Source organism: Streptomyces sp. DF42 (assembly GCF_058267695.1).
The window spans coordinates 2207260-2224016 of the sequence record NZ_CM177859.1; the positions used below are offsets into that span (position 1 = coordinate 2207260).

The 16757-nt window shown below is 72.2% G+C and carries 18 protein-coding genes and 1 riboswitch; of the genes, 6 read left to right on the forward strand and 12 right to left on the reverse strand.

The genetic code is table 11. The annotated features are described in order from the left end of the window. Positions 1–18: 18 nt before the first annotated feature. On the forward strand, positions 19–1806 hold the full coding sequence (locus ACYUED_RS10060) for a glycoside hydrolase family 15 protein (protein WP_491291924.1): 1788 nt from the start codon (positions 19–21) through the stop codon (positions 1804–1806). Positions 1807–1811: 5 nt separating this feature from the next. Next, positions 1812–2567 (forward strand): SDR family oxidoreductase, encoded by a 756-nt coding sequence (locus ACYUED_RS10065; protein WP_491291925.1) that lies wholly within the window; start codon positions 1812–1814, stop codon positions 2565–2567. A gap of 12 nt (positions 2568–2579) precedes the next feature. Here ACYUED_RS10065 and amaP read toward each other — a convergent pair whose 3' ends face one another. Genes amaP through ACYUED_RS10090 form a run of 5 tightly spaced genes read right to left on the reverse strand, consistent with a single transcriptional unit; the run spans position 2580 to position 4923 of the window. After that, positions 2580–3158, reverse strand: a complete 579-nt coding sequence (gene amaP / locus ACYUED_RS10070; protein ID WP_491291926.1) for an alkaline shock response membrane anchor protein AmaP — start codon at positions 3156–3158, stop codon at positions 2580–2582. Positions 3159–3163: 5 nt separating this feature from the next. Further along, positions 3164–3820: a DUF6286 domain-containing protein gene (locus ACYUED_RS10075; protein ID WP_491291927.1), complete on the reverse strand. Its 657-nt coding sequence runs from the start codon at positions 3818–3820 to the stop codon at positions 3164–3166. Next, positions 3817–4200 carry an Asp23/Gls24 family envelope stress response protein gene (locus tag ACYUED_RS10080; protein WP_491291928.1) on the reverse strand — a complete coding sequence of 128 codons (384 nt, stop codon included), beginning with the start codon at positions 4198–4200 and terminating at the stop codon, positions 3817–3819. The genes ACYUED_RS10075 and ACYUED_RS10080 overlap by 4 nt, the downstream gene beginning before the upstream one ends. Then, positions 4197–4382 (reverse strand): hypothetical protein, encoded by a 186-nt coding sequence (locus tag ACYUED_RS10085; RefSeq protein ID WP_491291929.1) that lies wholly within the window; start codon positions 4380–4382, stop codon positions 4197–4199. Before ACYUED_RS10085 ends, ACYUED_RS10080 begins: the two co-directional genes overlap by 4 nt. 49 nt (positions 4383–4431) lie before the next feature. After that, positions 4432–4923 carry an Asp23/Gls24 family envelope stress response protein gene (locus tag ACYUED_RS10090; protein ID WP_491291930.1) on the reverse strand — a complete coding sequence of 164 codons (492 nt, stop codon included), beginning with the start codon at positions 4921–4923 and terminating at the stop codon, positions 4432–4434. An 87-nt stretch (positions 4924–5010) separates the two neighbouring features. Here ACYUED_RS10090 and ACYUED_RS10095 point away from each other — a divergent pair, with 87 nt between their 5' ends. Next, positions 5011–5721, forward strand: coding sequence for a nucleopolyhedrovirus P10 family protein (locus tag ACYUED_RS10095; RefSeq protein ID WP_491291931.1), 711 nt, complete (start codon positions 5011–5013; stop codon positions 5719–5721). A 79-nt stretch (positions 5722–5800) separates the two neighbouring features. Here ACYUED_RS10095 and ACYUED_RS10100 read toward each other — a convergent pair whose 3' ends face one another. The 7 genes from ACYUED_RS10100 to ACYUED_RS10130 all read right to left on the reverse strand — a co-directional run bounded on the left by ACYUED_RS10100 (position 5801) and on the right by ACYUED_RS10130 (position 13834). Then, the gene (locus ACYUED_RS10100) at positions 5801–6604 is read right to left on the reverse strand and encodes an enoyl-CoA hydratase/isomerase family protein (RefSeq protein WP_491291932.1); all 804 of its coding nucleotides are present in this window, start codon (positions 6602–6604) and stop codon (positions 5801–5803) included. Positions 6605–6721: 117 nt separating this feature from the next. Continuing rightward, complete coding sequence (locus ACYUED_RS10105) at positions 6722–6943, reverse strand: helix-turn-helix domain-containing protein (RefSeq protein WP_004002281.1); 222 nt, start codon at positions 6941–6943, stop codon at positions 6722–6724. 352 nt (positions 6944–7295) lie between these two features. Further along, complete coding sequence (locus tag ACYUED_RS10110) at positions 7296–8894, reverse strand: ABC-F family ATP-binding cassette domain-containing protein (RefSeq protein WP_491291933.1); 1599 nt, start codon at positions 8892–8894, stop codon at positions 7296–7298. A 91-nt stretch (positions 8895–8985) separates the two neighbouring features. After that, complete coding sequence (locus ACYUED_RS10115) at positions 8986–9663, reverse strand: hypothetical protein (RefSeq protein ID WP_491291934.1); 678 nt, start codon at positions 9661–9663, stop codon at positions 8986–8988. A gap of 607 nt (positions 9664–10270) precedes the next feature. Further along, a complete protein-coding gene (locus tag ACYUED_RS10120) occupies positions 10271–11521 on the reverse strand; it encodes a hypothetical protein (protein ID WP_491291935.1) in 1251 nt (416 codons plus the stop codon). Positions 11522–11862: 341 nt separating this feature from the next. Continuing rightward, positions 11863–12981 (reverse strand): alpha/beta hydrolase family protein, encoded by a 1119-nt coding sequence (locus tag ACYUED_RS10125; RefSeq protein ID WP_491291936.1) that lies wholly within the window; start codon positions 12979–12981, stop codon positions 11863–11865. Between the two features lie 121 nt (positions 12982–13102). After that, positions 13103–13834 carry a class II aldolase/adducin family protein gene (locus ACYUED_RS10130; protein WP_491291937.1) on the reverse strand — a complete coding sequence of 244 codons (732 nt, stop codon included), beginning with the start codon at positions 13832–13834 and terminating at the stop codon, positions 13103–13105. 196 nt (positions 13835–14030) lie between these two features. Between ACYUED_RS10130 and ACYUED_RS10135 the strand changes: the two genes are divergently transcribed. The 3 genes from ACYUED_RS10135 to ACYUED_RS10145 all read left to right on the forward strand — a co-directional run bounded on the left by ACYUED_RS10135 (position 14031) and on the right by ACYUED_RS10145 (position 16449). Beyond that, the gene (locus tag ACYUED_RS10135) at positions 14031–14780 is read left to right on the forward strand and encodes a lysozyme (RefSeq protein ID WP_491291938.1); all 750 of its coding nucleotides are present in this window, start codon (positions 14031–14033) and stop codon (positions 14778–14780) included. Positions 14781–14933: 153 nt separating this feature from the next. Then, positions 14934–16187 (forward strand): inorganic phosphate transporter, encoded by a 1254-nt coding sequence (locus ACYUED_RS10140; protein WP_491291939.1) that lies wholly within the window; start codon positions 14934–14936, stop codon positions 16185–16187. A gap of 34 nt (positions 16188–16221) precedes the next feature. Then, complete coding sequence (locus tag ACYUED_RS10145) at positions 16222–16449, forward strand: hypothetical protein (RefSeq protein ID WP_491291940.1); 228 nt, start codon at positions 16222–16224, stop codon at positions 16447–16449. A 127-nt stretch (positions 16450–16576) separates the two neighbouring features. Beyond that, positions 16577–16716, forward strand: a riboswitch (cobalamin riboswitch). Positions 16717–16757: the final 41 nt, after the last annotated feature.

Consider the following 16757-nt stretch of genomic DNA (forward strand, 5'->3'; position numbering starts at 1 on the left):
CCGGGAACCCGCAACTCCGTGCACCCACGCATCGAGGATTACGCCCTCATCGGCGACGAACAGACCGCGGCCCTGGTCGGCCGGGACGGCTCCGTCGACTGGCTCTGCCTGCCGCGCTTCGACTCGGCGGCCTGCTTCGCCCGGCTGCTCGGCGACGAGGACAACGGCCACTGGCGCATCGCCCCCAAGGGCGCCGACGGTCCCTGCACCCGCCGGGCCTACCGCCCCGACACCCTCGTCCTGGACACCGAGTGGGAGACGGACGAGGGCGCGGTGCGCGTGACCGACCTGATGCCGCAGCGCGAACGCGCCCCCGATCTCGTGCGCGTCATCGAGGGCCTGCGCGGCAGGGTGACCGTCCGCAGCACGCTGCGCCTGCGCTTCGACTACGGGTCGATCGTGCCGTGGGTGCGCAGATCCGGCGAGCACCGCGTGGCCGTCGCCGGACCGGACTCGGTCTGGCTGCGCAGCGACCCCTCGGTGCACACCTGGGGCGAGGGCCTCGCCACGCACTCGGAGTTCACCGTCGAGGAGGGCGAGAAGGTCGCGTTCGTCCTCACCTGGCACCCCTCCTACCGGCAGCGTCCGCCGCAGATCGACCCGTACGAGGCGCTGCGCGCCAGCGTCGCGGACTGGCAGGCATGGGCGTCCCAGTGCCGCTACCACGGTCCCCACCGGGACGCCGTGGTGCGCTCCCTGATCACTCTCAAGGCGCTCACCTACCGGCCGACCGGCGGCATCGTCGCCGCCACCACCACGTCCCTGCCGGAGGCGCTGGGCGGGGTGCGCAACTGGGACTACCGCTACTGCTGGCTGCGCGACTCCACGTTCACCCTGGACGCACTGCTGACCTGTGGTTACCACGAGGAGGCCGAGGCCTGGCGGGACTGGCTGCTGCGCGCGGTCGCGGGTGATCCGGCCGACCTGCAGATCATGTACGGCCTGGCGGGCGAGCGTCGGCTGCCCGAGTTCGAGCTGCCGTGGCTGTCCGGCTTCGCCGGGTCGACACCCGTACGCATCGGCAACGGGGCCGTCAACCAGCTGCAGCTGGACGTGTACGGCGAGGTCATGGACTCGCTGTCGCTGTCCCGGAGTTCGGGCCTGTCCACCAAACCGCACATGTGGTCGATCCAGGCCGCGCTGATGCAGTGGCTGCAGTCCGAGTGGCGGCAGCCCGACGAGGGGCTGTGGGAGGTACGCGGCGGCCGGCGTCACTTCGTCCACTCCAAGGTCATGGTGTGGGTGGCCGCGGACCGTGCCGTAAGGGCGCTGGAGGAGAATCCGCGCCTTGAGGGGGATCTCGACGGCTGGCGCGCGCTGCGCGACGAGGTCCACCGCGAGGTGTGCGAGAAGGGCTTCGACCGCGAGCGGAACACCTTCACGCAGTACTACGGCTCGCGCGAACTGGACGCCGCGCTCCTTCTCATCGGGCGCGTCGGCTTCCTGCCGCCCGACGACCCACGCGTGGTCGGCACCATCGACGCCATCCGCGAAGACCTGGGCCACGGCGGCTTCCTGCGCCGCTACAGCACCGACGAGACGACGATCGACGGGCTGCCCGGCGAGGAGGGCACCTTCCTGGTCTGCTCGTTCTGGCTCGCGGTCGGACTGCACAGGACGGGCCGGAAGCAGGAGGCGCGGGACCTGTTCGAACGGCTGCTGGGGCTCGCCAACGACGTGGGCCTGCTGTCCGAGGAGTACGACCCCGTGGACGACCGTCTGCTCGGCAACTTCCCGCAGGCCTTCAGTCACGTCGGTCTGGTGCACACCGCCCTCGCCCTGTACGGGGACGACGAGGCAGGATAAGAGCCATGGATCTTGGACTGAAGGACCGGGTGTACGTCGTCACCGGGGCCACGCGCGGCCTCGGCCACGCCGCCGCGCGCGAACTCGTCGCGGACGGCGCGAAGGTGGTCATCACAGGGCGGGACGAGAAGCGGGTCGCCGACGCGGCGGCCGCGCTGGGACCGAACGCGGCCGGAGTGGCCGTCGACAACGCGGACACCGACGCGGCCGCGCGGCTCGTCGAGGCGGCGCGGCAGCGGTTCGGCGACTTCGACGGCATCCTCATCAGCGTGGGCGGGCCCGCACCCGGGTTCGTCGCGGACAACACGGACGAGCAGTGGCAGTCGGCGTTCGAGTCGGTGTTCCTTGGAGCGGTCCGGCTCGCGCGGGCGGCGGCCGCGGAGCTCGAGGCCGGGGGTGTGATCGGGTTCGTGCTGTCCGGGTCGGTGCACGAGCCGATTCCGGGACTGACCATCTCGAACGGGCTGCGGCCGGGCCTGGCCGGGTTCGCCAAATCGATCTCGGACGAGCTGGGACCGCGGGGGATCCGGGTCGTCGGGCTGCTGCCGGCCCGTATCGACACGGACCGGGTGCGCGAGCTGGACGGCCTGTCCGCCGACCCCGAGGCCACACGGGCGGCCCATGAGTCCCGTATCCCGCTGCGCCGCTACGGGCTGCCGGAGGAGTTCGGGAGGACGGCCGCCTTCCTGTTGTCGCCGGCCGCTTCCTATCTGACGGGCATCATGGTGCCGGTCGACGGCGGCATGCGGCACGGGTTCTGACGCCCGGCCCGGTCAACTCACCCTTTCCGCACGGTGCTTGACGCCCTTCAGCCGCACCTCCGCGGGAAGGGCCGCGAGGCCCGCCGAATTGCGTGCGTGCATCAGGGCCTGGTCCGTGAGGTGGTGCAGGGCGGCTACCGGGTCCACGTGCGGTTCCAGGTGGAGTTGTACGCGCGCCTTCGGGGCGTCGCGGTTGCCGGTCAGCCGGGCGTGGGCGTGCGCCACGCCGTCCAGCTCGCCCGCCTCGCCCGCCAGTACGCCCTCCAGGGCCCGGCCCCGCAGCAGCGCCCCCTCGCCGTCGCCGGTGTCGACCATGACCTCGGCGAGGCGCCGCCGGCGCAGGACCGAGGTCAGCCACCACAGGCCCAGCAGGACCAGGACGGCCAGCACGGCGATGACGGTGGGCCACCACCAGCCGGCGTCCCGCCAGCGGGTGCGCTCGGCGTCGCTGAGCAGCACGTCGTGCCGCCCGTCGTGGATCCACCAGGAGGGGGGCTTCAGGCCGAGTCCCACGGCCAGTACGGAGCCGCCCAGCAGGAGCAGCACCAGCCCGACGATCCCGATCAGCACGCGGTTGACGGTCCTGAGCATCGCCCTCACCTCTTCCGTCCGGGACGCCGTACGTGCACCGACAGCGCGGGGGGCCGGGACAGCCCCAGGCCGTCGACCGCCTCCGCGAGCGCGGTGTCCAGGTCGGCGCGCACGTCGTCCGGTTCGCGGAAGTGCGAGACGGCGAAGACGTCGGCCCGGGACCGGCGCACCCGCACCCGTACCGACTGCACACCGGCGACCTCCATGGCACGGTCGCGCAGCACCAGCGCGGCCGCCTCCCGGTACAGACCGGCGTGTACGTCGGTGTCGGGGCGCCGCATCGGCAGGACGCCGCGCAGGCCCGGCGTGGCGGCGAGCACGATCAGCCAGAGGCCGAGGACCGCGGCGACGCCCGCGCCGACGAGCACCCAGGTGTCGTCGAGGGGGCGCTCGGCCAGCTGCCGGGCGAGTTCGCGGCGCCAGCTCATCGCGGGCCGGCCGGCGCGCACGGCTGCGACGTCGTAGAGGAAGATGCCCGCGACCGCCAGGACCAGGACCGCGACGATGCCCGCGGGGATGCGGCGCGCGGACCAGAAGCGTCCCTCGCGTGCGTCGTCGGCCGCCGGCGGGGGCGGTGGTGCGTGGTCCAGGTCGCCTCCGGGCGCCTTCTCGATGACCGGCAGTCGTTGTGTGGTGCCCTCAAAGCCCTGGGGCTCGCTCATCGCGTCCTCCCCTGTGCCGCGCCGTGTGCCGGGGTCAGATGCAGCCGCTCCACGTGAACGGCGACCTCCGGCACCTCCATGCCCACCAACGCGCCTACCCGCGAAGCGACATGCCGACGCACCTCCGCGCACCGCGCACCGATGTCGCAGGGGTAGTCGAGCTCGACGTGCAGGCGGACATGGGCGGCGCCATGGTGGACCACGACGGCGGCCTGCGCGGGCGTGGTGTCCCCGGACTGGCCGGCGAGCATTTCGCGGGCGGCCTGAGCGGCGACCTTCGAGACCACCCGGTCGGCGATCCTGGTGGCACCGCGTTCGCCCGGCGCGACGGTGGCCGGGCGTCTGCGAGGCTCAGCGGCACCCTCGCTCACTGGTGTCACCGCCGGCGGTCGTCACGCGTACGGAAGAAGTCGCCGAGTTCCAGGTCCCCCTCCAGGAACCGGCCGACGACGAAACCGATGCCACCCAGGGCGGCCACCAGCACAAAGGCCCCGAAGCCGCCGAAGTACCCGGCGAAGCCCAGCGCCATTCCGGCGATCATGCCGACCACGGCCATGCTCATCGTGCACTCCCCTCAGCGGTGCGGTTGTCCGGTCTCCGGGATGTCGATGTCACTGGAGCCGCGTCTCCGGCTCCTCGTCCTCTTCCTCCGGCAGCTTCACATCACTGACCGCGATGTTGACCTCCACGACCTCGAGGCCGGCCATCCGCTCCACCGCCGCGATGACGTTCTCGCGCACGTCATGGGCGACGTCGGAGATCGAGACGCCGTAGTCGACGACGATCTCCAGGTCGAGCGCCGTCTGCACCTCGCCGACCTCGGCCTTCACGCCGCGTGTCACGGACTTCGACCCGCCCGGCACCCGGTCGCGCACGGCGCCGAAGGTGCGGCTGATCCCGCTGCCGAGGGCGTGCACGCCGACCACGTCGCGCGCGGCCAGTCCGGCGATCTTCTCCACGACCCCGTCGGCGATCGTCGTACGTCCCCGGGTGGCCGGGTCTCCCCCGCCGCGCCGCGCCGACTTCCGCAGCGTTGGGCTGTCCGGGGCCTCGCCCGCTTCTCCAGGGCTCCTCGTCCGGTTCTGCTCCGTCATGTCGGTCATCGCCGTACGTCCCTTCGATTCGTCCTCCTTTCACCACGGTAAGTGGGGTTGCGCCACCGCGCGCCGGGGATGCGGCAGGCTGGAGGAATGACGGCGGAACGGTGGGCGCAACAGGTACGGCATCAACTGGGCCTGGGCAGACTCCTGCCCCTGGGTGGACCGCGCGAGGGCGCGTGGATCTCGGAGACGGCGGCCGAGGCGGTGCTCAGGCGCGCGGCCGGGGAGTTGCGCTGGGTACGGCTGGACGGGCTACGGATCGCGCTCGCCGACCCGGACTCCGCAGCCGACCCCGCCGTACCGCCCCCGCCGAGCGCCCTGCCGCCCGGACCGCTGCGGCTGACGGCGGACTTCGCGGCGACGGCCGCGCAGCCACTGCCGACGACGGCGACCCTGCTGCGTACAACGCTGACGGCCGCGGCGACCGGGCTGCTCGGCCTGGTGGTGGCGGAGGTGGACCTGCGGGTCACGGCGCTGCTGGACGAGGACCCGGAGGCCGTGCCGGTGCGGCCGCCGGAGCCACCGCCCGCCGCCGGGTCCGGGACGGGCGACGAGGGCCGCGCCGCGGCTGCCGCCCTCGCCGTCCCGGGGGTCGCCCGTCTGACGGGCGGCCTCGGCCGGTCCGTGCACATCGAGGAGCGGCACGAGGAGGGCGCGCTGCCGCACCGCCACGCGCGCGTGGAGCTGGCGGTGGACGCGGGCCACCGGGCCGTGGACGTGGCCCGGGAGGTGCGCGCGGCGGTCTCCGCGTCGCCGGCGGATCACCTGACGGTGGCGGTACTGATCACAGCCGTGGGCTGATCAGAGCCGTGCGCTGCTCACTGCCGTGGGCGAGCGGTCGTGGCGACGTCCGTGCGGTCGGCCCACTCGCCGGGTCGGCTCACTCGCCCAGGCCGGCCAGGTCCCGCAGTCGCCGTGCCTGCGCGGCCCGCTCGGCGGCGCGCTGGGCGTCGTAGTCCCGGCCCTGCGCCCCGCGCAGCAGTGCCTTGGTCTCGATCACCGCGTCCCGGGGTGCCGCCAGGACAGCCGACACCAGGTCGTGCACGGCGCCCTCAAGCTGTTCGGCGGGTACCGCGAGGTTGGCGAGGCCGGTGCTGACGGCCTCCTCGGCCAGGACGAAGCGGCCGGTCGCGCAGATCTCCAGTGCGCGGGCGTAGCCCACCAGTCCGACGAGCGGATGCGTGCCGGTCAGGTCGGGTACGAGTCCGAGGCTGGTCTCGCGCATGGCGAACTGCACGTCGTCGGCGACCACGCGCAGGTCGCAGGCGAGTGCCAGCTGGAAGCCGGCGCCGATGGCATGCCCCTGCACGGCGGCGATGGACACGAGGTCACTGCGCCGCCACCAGGTGAATCCGGCCTGGAACTCGGCGATGATCGCGTCGAGTTCGCCGTCGCTGCTGCGCGCGATGTCGACGAACGTCGGCTCGCCCTCGATTCCCTCGGGCGTGAACATGCGCCGGTCGAGCCCGGCGGAGAACGACTGCCCCTCGGCGCGCAGCACGACGACACGGACCGACCCCGGCAGGACCCGCCCGGCTTCGGCGAGCGCACGCCACATGCCGGGGCTCTGCGCGTTGCGCTTGGTCGGGTTGTCCAGCGTCACCGTGGCGATCGCGTCGTCGACGGTGAGCCGTACGCCGTCCTTGTCGAGCAGCGGACCGAGGTCCTGGGCAGGCGAAGCCATGGAATGCCTCCGATGAGTGCGGTCAGCAGAGCGAAGCTAAGTGACTGCACAGTAACCACCCGGCCGATCTGCCGACCGACCGGGTGGCCACCATCGAAGCCGATGAGCCTCCCGAGATCAGGACGAGGCGGCCTTCTTGCCCCGCGTCGCCCCGCCACGCCCACGGAGCGTGACGCCCGACTCGCTGAGCATCCGGTGCACGAAGCCATACGAGCGGCCGGTTTCCTCGGCCAGCGCCCGAATGCTCGCACCGGAGTCGTACTTCTTCTTCAGGTCTGCCGCGAGCTTGTCGCGCGCGGCGCCGGTTACCCGGCTGCCCTTCTTCAGAGTCTCGGCCACCCGTGCCTCCTCGTGGGAAGTGCGCTCTGGTCCCCTCATGATCACCCCTCCGGGCGTTCATGGCCACCCATTCGGCAAGGTCCGTGAGACAGGGTTTTGACGACAGGAGCGCATCCCCACAAGCGGAATCTGTGATTCTCCCCATGGGCGTTCGTACCGCCGAACGGGTTATTTCGCGAAGCAGCAGGTCAGAGACGTACAACGGCCGAGCCCTTGTCGATAAAGGGCTCGGCCGGGAATTCGATGTAGGACACACCTCGGTACGAGGAGATCTCACACAGATGATGGATCACGGATCGGCCGAATGATCCATACGCCGTGGATCACGCTGTCGATCACGCAGTGCCGGCTCTCAGGCGAGGGCGACGAGGTCCGCGTAGTCGGCGCCCCACAGGTCCTCGACACCGTCCGGCAGCAGGATGATCCGCTCCGGCTGCAGCGCCTCGACGGCGCCCTCGTCGTGGGTGACGAGGACGACCGCGCCCTTGTAGGTGCGCAGGGCGCCGAGGATCTCCTCGCGGCTGGCGGGGTCGAGGTTGTTGGTCGGCTCGTCCAGCAGCAGGACGTTCGCGGAGGAGACCACCAGGGTCGCCAGGGCCAGGCGGGTCTTCTCGCCGCCGGAGAGGACACCGGCCGGCTTGTCGACGTCGTCGCCGGAGAACAGGAACGAGCCGAGCGTCTTGCGCACCTCGACGAGGTCCAGGTCGGGGGCGGCGGACCGCATGTTCTCCAGGACCGTGCGCTCCGGGTCGAGGGTCTCGTGCTCCTGCGCGTAGTAGCCGAGCTTGAGGCCGTGGCCCTCGACGACCTCGCCGGTGTCGGGTGTCTCGACGCCGCCGAGGAGCCTGAGCAGGGTGGTCTTGCCGGCGCCGTTCAGGCCGAGGATGACGACGCGGGAACCCTTGTCGATGGCCAGGTCGACGTCGGTGAAGATCTCCAGCGAGCCGTACGACTTCGACAGGCCCTCGGCGGTCAGGGGCGTCTTTCCGCACGGCGCGGGCTCGGGGAAGCGCAGCTTGGCGACCTTGTCGCTCTGGCGCACCGCCTCCAGGCCGGAGAGCAGCTTGTCCGCGCGCCGGGCCATGTTCTGCGCGGCGACCGTCTTGGTGGCCTTGGCGCGCATCTTGTCGGCCTGCGAATGGAGTGCGGCGGCCTTCTTCTCGGCGTTGGCCCGCTCCCGCTTGCGGCGCTTCTCGTCGGCCTCGCGCTGCTGCTGGTAGAGCTTCCAGCCCATGTTGTAGATGTCGATCTGGGCGCGGTTGGCGTCCAGGTAGAACACCTTGTTGACGACCGTCTCGACCAGGTCGACGTCGTGGGAGATGACGATGAATCCGCCGCGGTAGGTCTTCAGGTAGTCGCGCAGCCAGACGATCGAGTCCGCGTCGAGGTGGTTGGTCGGCTCGTCGAGCAGCAGGGTGTCCGCGTCCGAGAAGAGGATGCGGGCCAGTTCGATACGGCGGCGCTGACCGCCGGAGAGCGTGTGCAGCGGCTGGCCGAGCACCCGGTCGGGCAGGTTGAGGGCGGCGGCGATGGTGGCGGCCTCGGCCTCGGCGGCGTACCCGCCCTTGGTGAGGAACTCGGTCTCGTTGCGCTCGTACTGCTTGAGCGCCTTCTCGCGGGTGGCGCCCTGGCCGTTGGCGATCCGCTGTTCGTTCTCGCGCATCTTGCGAAGCAGTACGTCGAGACCGCGCGCGGACAGGACGCGGTCGCGGGCGAGGATGTCGAGGTCGCCGGTGCGCGGGTCCTGCGGGAGGTAGCCGACCTCGCCGGAGCGGGTGACCGTGCCTCCGGCGGGGATGCCGTCGCCGGCGAGGACCTTGGTGAGGGTGGTCTTGCCGGCGCCGTTACGGCCGACGAGTCCGATGCGGTCGCCCTTGGCGATACGGAAAGAGGCGGACTCGATGAGGACGCGGGCACCGGCGCGCAGCTCGATACCGGAGGCGGAGATCACGGACAGGCTCCAGGGCAGACTGGGGTGACGGGTGGGCGACTGAGGACGTTCCCGCCGTCTAATGCGCGAGGAGAATGGCCATGGGCCAAGTCTAACGGGGCTGTGCAACCACTTTTTCTGTGCTCGGGTGTTCGGGCCGCCCGTCCGGGAGGCCGTTGCCGAGAGGCGCACGGTGCGGGGTGATCCGGCCCAGGTCGTCCACGGCGATGAGCTGGGACGTCCACGCCGATTCCGGGCAGGGCTGGGCGACGAGCAGCGCTCCGGCGGCGTGACGTACGGCACGCTCGGGTGCGAAGGCGCACCCACCGCGCGCGGGCACGACCCAGCGCAGGTCGCCGTCGGCGATGCGGTAGGCGGCGATGCGGGGCGGGGTGACGACGGCGAGGATTCCACGGCCGAGGGGGCGCAGGACGCCGGTGCCGCCCTGGGCGGGCAGCCAGTCGGCGCTCGCGGGGAGGGCTCGGTGCCAGCGGACGGTGGCGCCGTCGGCGGCGGTGACCAGTCCGTCGTCCCAGAGCGTGATGGTGTCCCCGCGCGCGAGGAGCACGGCGAGCGGACGGCGGCCGTCGCGTGTGTAGCGCGCGTCGGCGGTGAAGTGGTCTCCGTAGGGGGCGGGGCGGGACTCGTGGACGGCGGCCAGGACGGGCACCGCCAGGAGGAGGACCAGGGTGGCGACGAGGCGGCGGGTCACGCGGCGGGCGCCCGGGAGTTCACCGGTCTCCGGGGTGGCGCGGCGCGCCCTCGTCGTCTTGACCGGCAGATCGCCCACCGTGCCCCCTTCCGCGCCCATCACCCTCGGATCCGGCGCAGAGCGTAGCCATGCGCGGGGGCGGCGGCCGGGGTGTGGCGACATGACACGGCGGGGTGGGCGGGCGCGTCCCCCGTTCGGCTCTTCGCCGGCGCCGGTGGGCGGCCGCGGGCCGAGATCTCCGTATCTCGGTGTCCGAGGGCGAGGACGGCTCGGTGACGCGCGCCGAGCCGGCACAGGGCAGCGGCGCGGTGACGGTCGGTTCCAAGGGCCGCGGCGGCGTCTTCGACTCGCTCGGCGAGGAAGGGCGCGGGCCCGAGCGGGGTGTACGTCGTCGTGGACGCCGTCGACGCACACTCCCCCGGCGCGCGGCGTCGGCGGAGAGTTCAGCGGGGCCGAGAACCTCGCCCTGCGCCTGCTGTCCCGGCTCCCCACGGGCCGGCGCCTGCTCGAAGCGCGTCAGGAGGACGCGCTCGTCGACGGCTGGGTGGAGCGGGTCGGCGTCCGTGGAGACCCTGACGCCCCCGACGGGCCAGGGCCACGGCTCGCGGAGCTGCCTGGCCCGGGACGCCGAGGGCACCATCCGGAGCTTTGGCGCGTACGCGCCCCGGATGCCCGCCGACGGCTCCTAATTGCCGCCGGTGTGCACCTGGAAGGCGGCGCGGCGCACGGCCTTCGCCAGGGCGGGGTCCGGGTGCGCCGCGGCGAGTGCGACCAGGACCTGCACGGTGCGGGGGTGGCCGACGGCGCGCACCTCGTCCAGGAGCATGGGGACCGTCGGCTGCACGGCGGACTCCAGGTGCCGTACGAGCATCGGGGACTCGCCGTGGTCGGCGACGGCGGCCGCGGTGTCGACCCACAGCCAGGTGGCCTCCTGCCGGGTGAGGACCTCGTGGGCGTCCTCGGGGTCGACGCCGTCGTGCTCGGCGAGCCACAGCAAGGCGTAGGGCCGCAGCGTGGGCTCGTCGGCCACGGCTCTGACGTCGGGCTCGGCGGGGGCGCCGACCACGCGCAGTGCCTCGAAGGCGAGGCCGCGCAGCAGGGCGTCGTCGCCGCGGGCCGCGTCGATGAGTTCGCTGACGGCGCTGCCGACGGGCCGGGCGGCGAGCCAGGCGCGGTACTCGGCGCGGGCCGCGTTGGGGCGGAGCTGGGCGCAGCCGCGGAGCATGTCCTCGGCGGCCTGCTCGATGTTCCCGGCGGGGCTCTGCGCGGCGACGCAGATCTGCTCCAGCTTGACCCAGACCGCCCAGCTGCCGAGCGGGGTGAGCGTGGCCTGTCCGTCGCCGTAGGTGAGGGCGCCGACGGAGCCGAGGGCGTGCAGGGCCCAGTCGAGGAGGGGCGCGAGCGGGGTGTCGAGGGCCTGCGGCTGCTGCAGGGAGTCGGGCTGCGGCCCGTAGGGGATCTCGCAGCGCTCGGTGCGCAGTTCGGTGACCCGCTGCTCCAGCAGGTCCAGAAGCTGGTCGACCGGGACGGGCCCGGCGGACAGCTGGAGGAAGGAGAGCACCTGAGGCATGGCCGAGACGACCTCGGCGACGGCCGCGGGCTCGTGCTCCGCCGGCTCGGCGTGAGCAAGCGACCAGGCGTCGAACAGGGCGACCCAGCCGCGCAGTACGGCGCTGTCGTCGCGGTCCCAGGCACGCAGCCGCCAACCGGGGCGGGCGCTGTCGCCGTGCACCTCGACGAGGCCTGCGAGACGGGCGGTGTCCCAGTCGGCACGGACCTGAGCCGCTGTCAGGCCCAGGTCGCGGGAGGCCCGTTCCGCGGTCGCCTCGGCGAGGGTGGCCTTGCCGTCGGCTGTCGCGCTGTCGCCGCCCGGGCCGAACGCGGCGTCCGCCCAGCGGGCGACGCGGGCCGCGGCGGCCAGACCGGAGCGCGCCATTCTGGCCAGCTCCGCGGGCGCCGGTGTGCCCTCCGGAGGGCGGGGCGCGGCGCGGCGCGGGCGCCGCTGGTTCACAGCTGAGGGGGCGGCGGCCAGGGGTCGCGGGCGGACGAGTCGAAGCCTGGAGTCGCGCGGGATACGGGACGTCACGGGTGCAGTCTTCCGGTTGACGGTCCGAAAACCCAAACGGAATGTCACGGCGGGCTACGGGACTGGCCAACGGACGGGGCCGGCGAGCGGCTCGGGGCCGAGAACCGGCCAGTGGTACGGCCTTAAACGGAATCGCGCTTGTTGTTCAGCTCCACTGCGACCGGGCCTGGCGGAGGGTCACCTCGGCGGGGTCACATCAGCGGGGTCAGGAAGCGGCGCAACGCCTCTTCGTAGGCCTTCGGGTCGGCGTTCCACATCGCACCGTGCCCGGCCTTCGCCACGGTGCGCAGGGCGATCAGGTTGGGGTGGGCGTGCGCGAGCCGGCGGGAGTGCTCCCAGGGGGCCAGTGTGTCGTCGGGGCCGTGGAAGATCAGCGTCGGGACGGTGAGCTGTGCGGCCCCGGCGGTGCGATCGCGTTCCATGCCCGTGCGCCCCTGGGCGGCCCGCACGGCGAGCGGCAGCAGCGCGCCCGGCGTGCGGCGGGCCGAGGCGAGGGCGCGCAGTGTCGTGGCCCAGCTGAGGACCGGGGAGTCCAGGACCAGCCCCGAGATGCTCTCCCGCAGCGCGGAGTGCGCGGCGGCGCGCAGCGCCATGGTGGCACCGGTGGACCAGCCGTGCAGCACGACGTGCCTGGCACCGTGGTTCACGGCATACCGGATCGCCGCGTCCATGTCGCGCCACTCCGTCTCGCCGAGGTGGTTCAGACCGTCCGGGGAACGGGGGGCGCCGCGGTCGCCGCGGTAGGCGAGGTCGAGCACCGGGAAGCGCTGCCGGTGCAGGAACTCCATCACGTTCATGGGGTGTTCCCTGGTGGCTCCCAGGCCGTGCACCGTGATCACCCAGGTGTCCCGGACGCCGGGCACGAACCAGGCGGGCAGGGAGCCGAGTTCGCCGGGGATGTCCACGTCGGTGTGGTCGAGGCCGAGGGCGGTGCTCGGGTCGCCGATGTGCACGTTCGGGGTCAGCCACACCTTGTCGCCGGGCTCCAGGGCGCCGTGCGTGACCCGTTCCAGGCGGCGGACGACGGTGTCGGCGGAGTGCGTGGCGGTGTCGAGGACGGGGCCGACGACGGCATGGCTGCCATCGCCGGAGAGGCCGTAGGTGCCGGGGCGCAGGGCCGCCAGGTCGCGGGTGAGCGCGATCTGGCCGGCGGCCGTCGCGTGCACGGTGAGCCGCGGTTCGGTGGGCAGCGGCCTGCCCGGGGACGCCTTGAGTGCCGCGTCGCTCGCGAACCGGCCGGCGGCCACGGAGGCTGCGCCGGCTGCCAGGGCCACGGTGACGGCAGCGGCCGTTGTTTTGACGGTGCGCACCCGTCCAGTGTCCTGGCCAACCCGGTCACGGGCCAGCGGGAGGGCGGAACGGGGTGAAGCCGGTTGCGGGACCGGCACTCCCGGGGCGGGGTGCCCGGCACCGCCACTGGGCGCGGTGGGCTCAGCCCCGCTGCCCGTATCCCCGCAGCTTCTCGCCCGCCTCCGCCATCTGTTCGCGGGACAGCAGTCTCGGCGACATGCCCGGTACCGACGACGCCGTCAGCCACAGGCGGCACATCCACTCCAGTTGGGCCGTGCGGTCGTAGGCCTGGTCCAGGGTGGTGCCGTAGGTGATCATGCCGTGGTTCTGGAGGAGGCAGCCGGTGCGGTCGGCGAGGGCGTGGAGCATGTTCTCGGCCAACTCATCGGTGCCGTATGTCGCATAGGGCGCAACTCGGACAGGTCCACCGAGGGCGCCGGCCATGTAGTGGATCGTCGGGAGTTCGGGGACGAGCGTCGAGACGGCCGTCGCGTGTACGGCGTGCGTGTGGACGACGGCGCGGGCGTCGGTGGTGCGGTAGACGGCGAGATGCATGGGCAGCTCACTGGTCGGGGTCAGGGTGCCGAGCACCTGCCGGCCGTCGAGGTCGACGCCGGTCACGTCCGCGGGCCCGAGCCGGTCGTAGGGCACGCCCGACGGCGTGACCAGCACGGTGCCCCCGACGCGCACCGAGACGTTGCCGGAGGTGCCGACGACGAGACCGTCGAGGACCGTGCGGCGGGCGGCCGCGACGAGCGCGTCCCAGGCGCGCGCCTCCTCGTCACCCACACCCCTCCCCCGCCTCCGCGGCACATCCCGCGCACCCTCTCTCGCATCCCGTTCGCCCCGCTGGTCCCGCCGCCGCTCACCCATGCGGCGATCCTGTCAGGCGCACCCCCAACCCGCCGCCGGGCAGGGGCACTTTAGGGCGGAAGCCGAACCTCCGAAAGTCCCCGTACACGGATATATCCTCCCCTCTCCGTGCTTGGCTGGAGATCGACGAACATTCAATGACCTTCCAGTAATCTCCGGTTGTTTTGTCGTGCACGTCGCCATTCCGGGGGGAAACATGGCTCGTGATCGCAAACCGTTCCGCCGTCGCACCCGCGTCACAGCGGTCTGCGCGGCCGCACTCGCCATCGGGACGTCCGCCCTCGCCGAGCTTCCTGCCTCGGCGGCGAGCCCGCCGAAGGGGCACGACGTCTCTTCCCACCAGAAGAACGTCGACTGGTCCGGCGCGAAGGCCAGGGGCGCCAGGTTCGTATACGTCAAGGCGACCGAGTCCACCAACTACCGCAACCCGTACTTCAGCCGGCAGTACGACGGCGCCCGCACCGCCGGCATCATCCGCGGGGCGTACCACTTCGCGCTGCCGAACAAGTCGTCGGGCGCGACGCAGGCGGCCTACTTCGTGCGCAACGGCGGGAGGTGGAGCGCGGACGGCTGGACTCTGCCGCCCGCGCTCGACATCGAGTACAACCCGTACGACTCCCGGCACAAGTGCTACGGCCTGAGCAAGGCGGGCATGGTCAACTGGGTCAAGTCGTTCAGCAAGGAGCTGAAGCAGCTCACCGGCCGTCGCCCGGTGATCTACACGACCGCCCGCTGGTGGAACACGTGCACCGGCGGCAGCCGCGCCTTCGCCTCCGACCACGCGCTGTGGATCGCCCGCCACGACTCGGCGGACGCGGGATCACTGCCGGCCGGATGGTCGTTCTGGACCTTCTGGCAGTACGACAACAGCGGCGGCCTGCCGGGTGACCAGAATCTCTTCAACGGCTCCCAGACGCAGCTGAGGAAGTTCGCCCGGGGCCACTGACCAAGGGACAGAAAGGGACGAGAGGGTCGCCGGGATCGAACGGTACGGCGACCCCCTCATCCGGACACTCCAGAGACCGCCCCAGTTCATCTTCCGTTCACTCAGGTTTCCTACGGTCAACCGACCGACGACTTCGAACGATTGCCTGGGTAAATGGAAAGCTTCTCGCTGATCCTCGCGATTGTGGTGGTAACCGCACTCGCGTTTGATTTCACGAACGGTTTCCACGACACCGCCAACGCGATGGCCACCACCATCTCGACCGGCGCGCTCAAGCCCAAGGTCGCGGTGGCCATGTCCGCCGTGCTGAACCTTGTTGGCGCCTTTCTCTCGGTGGAGGTCGCCAACACGATCTCCAAAGGTCTCGTCGACGAGACCGGCATACGTCCCGAGGTCATATTCGCTGCGCTGGTCGGCGCGATCCTCTGGAACCTGCTGACCTGGCTGGTCGGGCTCCCCTCCAGCTCCTCGCACGCCCTGATGGGCGGCCTGATCGGCGCCACCGTCGCCTCGGCGGGCACGGGCGCCGTGCACGGCGACGTGCTCGTCACCAAGGTGCTCATCCCCGCGCTCGCCGCCCCGATCGTGGCGGGCCTCGCGGCGATGCTCGCGACCCGGCTGTCGTACACCCTGGGCAAGAAGGCCGACGGCAAGGCCGCCGCGAAGGGCTACCGGGCCGGGCAGATCGCCTCCGCGGGCCTGGTCTCGCTGGCCCACGGCACCAACGACGCACAGAAGACGATGGGCATCATCACCCTCGCCCTGGTCGCCGGCGGCGCCGTCGCCCCCGACTCCGACCCGCCCACCTGGGTCATCCTCTCCACGGGGCTCGCCATCGCGCTCGGCACCTACCTCGGCGGCTGGCGGATCATCCGCACCATGGGCAAGGGCCTGACCGAACTCCAGCCGCAGCAGGGCTTCGCCGCCCAGACCAGCGCGGCCACGGCGATCCTGGCCTCCTCGCACCTCGGCTTCTCCCTGTCCACCACGCACGTCGTCTCCGGTTCGGTGATGGGTGCGGGCCTCGGCCGCAAGGGCGGCGTGGTCCGCTGGTCGACGGCGACCCGGATGCTCGTGGCCTGGTGCCTGACGCTGCCGGCCGCGGCCCTGGTGGGCGCGCTGGCCGAGTCGGTCACGGATCTCGGCGCCTGGGGCACGGCCGCCGTCGCCGTCTTCCTGATCGCCTCCAGCGCGGCCATCTGGAAGCTCTCCCGGCGCGAGGTCGTCGACGCGACGAACGTCAACGAGGCCGAGGAGCCGGCCGGTGTGGTGACCACGGCGATCGCCGCGGTGGCCCCGCCCCCGGCGGGCACGGTGACCGAGGGCCTGACGGCCACGATCCCCGCCCCGGCCACGACCGCCACGACCGCCCCCGACCCCGCGATCCCGCCGGCCGCGGCCGTCTGAGCCCGCGCACCCGGCACGAAGGAAGAGAAGCAGCATGAAGATCGACTGGGCAGCTCTGGGCTCCGTCTTCGGCGTCAGCCTCGCGGTCACCGTGGGCCTCGTGGCCGTGTTCACCCTCGGCATCGTGGGCCTGTCACGCCGCGAACGCGCCGCTGTGCAGGGCGACTCGGCCGCGGTCGCGGTCACGGCCGCCTACGTGTGCTTCGCGGCGTGCGCGGCGGCGGTGGCGTACGGGATCTATCTGGTGGTGGCCAAGGCCTGAGGCCTTGGACCCCTTGGGTGCCGGGACGGCGATCCGTCCCGGCACCCCGCGTTTGCATGACCCCGGCGACCTCTTGGATGTGGGCCTGCGCACACTCCTCCGTCCCAGGTCAACAGCAAGTTGACTGCCCTTCCGGGCCCGTGGTGGACTGCCGGAGCCATGTACGACGGCGCGAGAGGAAGCCGGTGGAAGTCCGGCGCGGTCCCGCCACTGTCACCGGGGTAGGTAGTCCCGGAAGCCAGGAACTCTCACCGTCGGTCTCGTCGAACCAGGGCGTGGACACCCTGAGTGAGGACAAATCGCCATGC

Excerpts from the sequence above, each read along its gene's own strand:
- ACYUED_RS10065 (WP_491291925.1), top strand. The coding sequence starts at position 1,812 with ATGGATCTTGGACTGAAGGACCGGGTGTACGTCGTCACCGGGGCCACG.
- amaP (WP_491291926.1), bottom strand. The coding sequence starts at position 3,158 with ATGCTCAGGACCGTCAACCGCGTGCTGATCGGGATCGTCGGGCTGGTG.
- ACYUED_RS10075 (WP_491291927.1), bottom strand. The coding sequence starts at position 3,820 with ATGAGCGAGCCCCAGGGCTTTGAGGGCACCACACAACGACTGCCGGTC.
- ACYUED_RS10085 (WP_491291929.1), bottom strand. The coding sequence starts at position 4,382 with ATGAGCATGGCCGTGGTCGGCATGATCGCCGGAATGGCGCTGGGCTTC.
- ACYUED_RS10090 (WP_491291930.1), bottom strand. The coding sequence starts at position 4,923 with ATGACCGACATGACGGAGCAGAACCGGACGAGGAGCCCTGGAGAAGCG.
- ACYUED_RS10095 (WP_491291931.1), top strand. The coding sequence starts at position 5,011 with ATGACGGCGGAACGGTGGGCGCAACAGGTACGGCATCAACTGGGCCTG.
- ACYUED_RS10100 (WP_491291932.1), bottom strand. The coding sequence starts at position 6,604 with ATGGCTTCGCCTGCCCAGGACCTCGGTCCGCTGCTCGACAAGGACGGC.
- ACYUED_RS10120 (WP_491291935.1), bottom strand. The coding sequence starts at position 11,521 with ATGGCGCGCTCCGGTCTGGCCGCCGCGGCCCGCGTCGCCCGCTGGGCG.
- ACYUED_RS10130 (WP_491291937.1), bottom strand. The coding sequence starts at position 13,834 with ATGGGTGAGCGGCGGCGGGACCAGCGGGGCGAACGGGATGCGAGAGAG.
- ACYUED_RS10135 (WP_491291938.1), top strand. The coding sequence starts at position 14,031 with ATGGCTCGTGATCGCAAACCGTTCCGCCGTCGCACCCGCGTCACAGCG.
- ACYUED_RS10140 (WP_491291939.1), top strand. The coding sequence starts at position 14,934 with ATGGAAAGCTTCTCGCTGATCCTCGCGATTGTGGTGGTAACCGCACTC.
- ACYUED_RS10145 (WP_491291940.1), top strand. The coding sequence starts at position 16,222 with ATGAAGATCGACTGGGCAGCTCTGGGCTCCGTCTTCGGCGTCAGCCTC.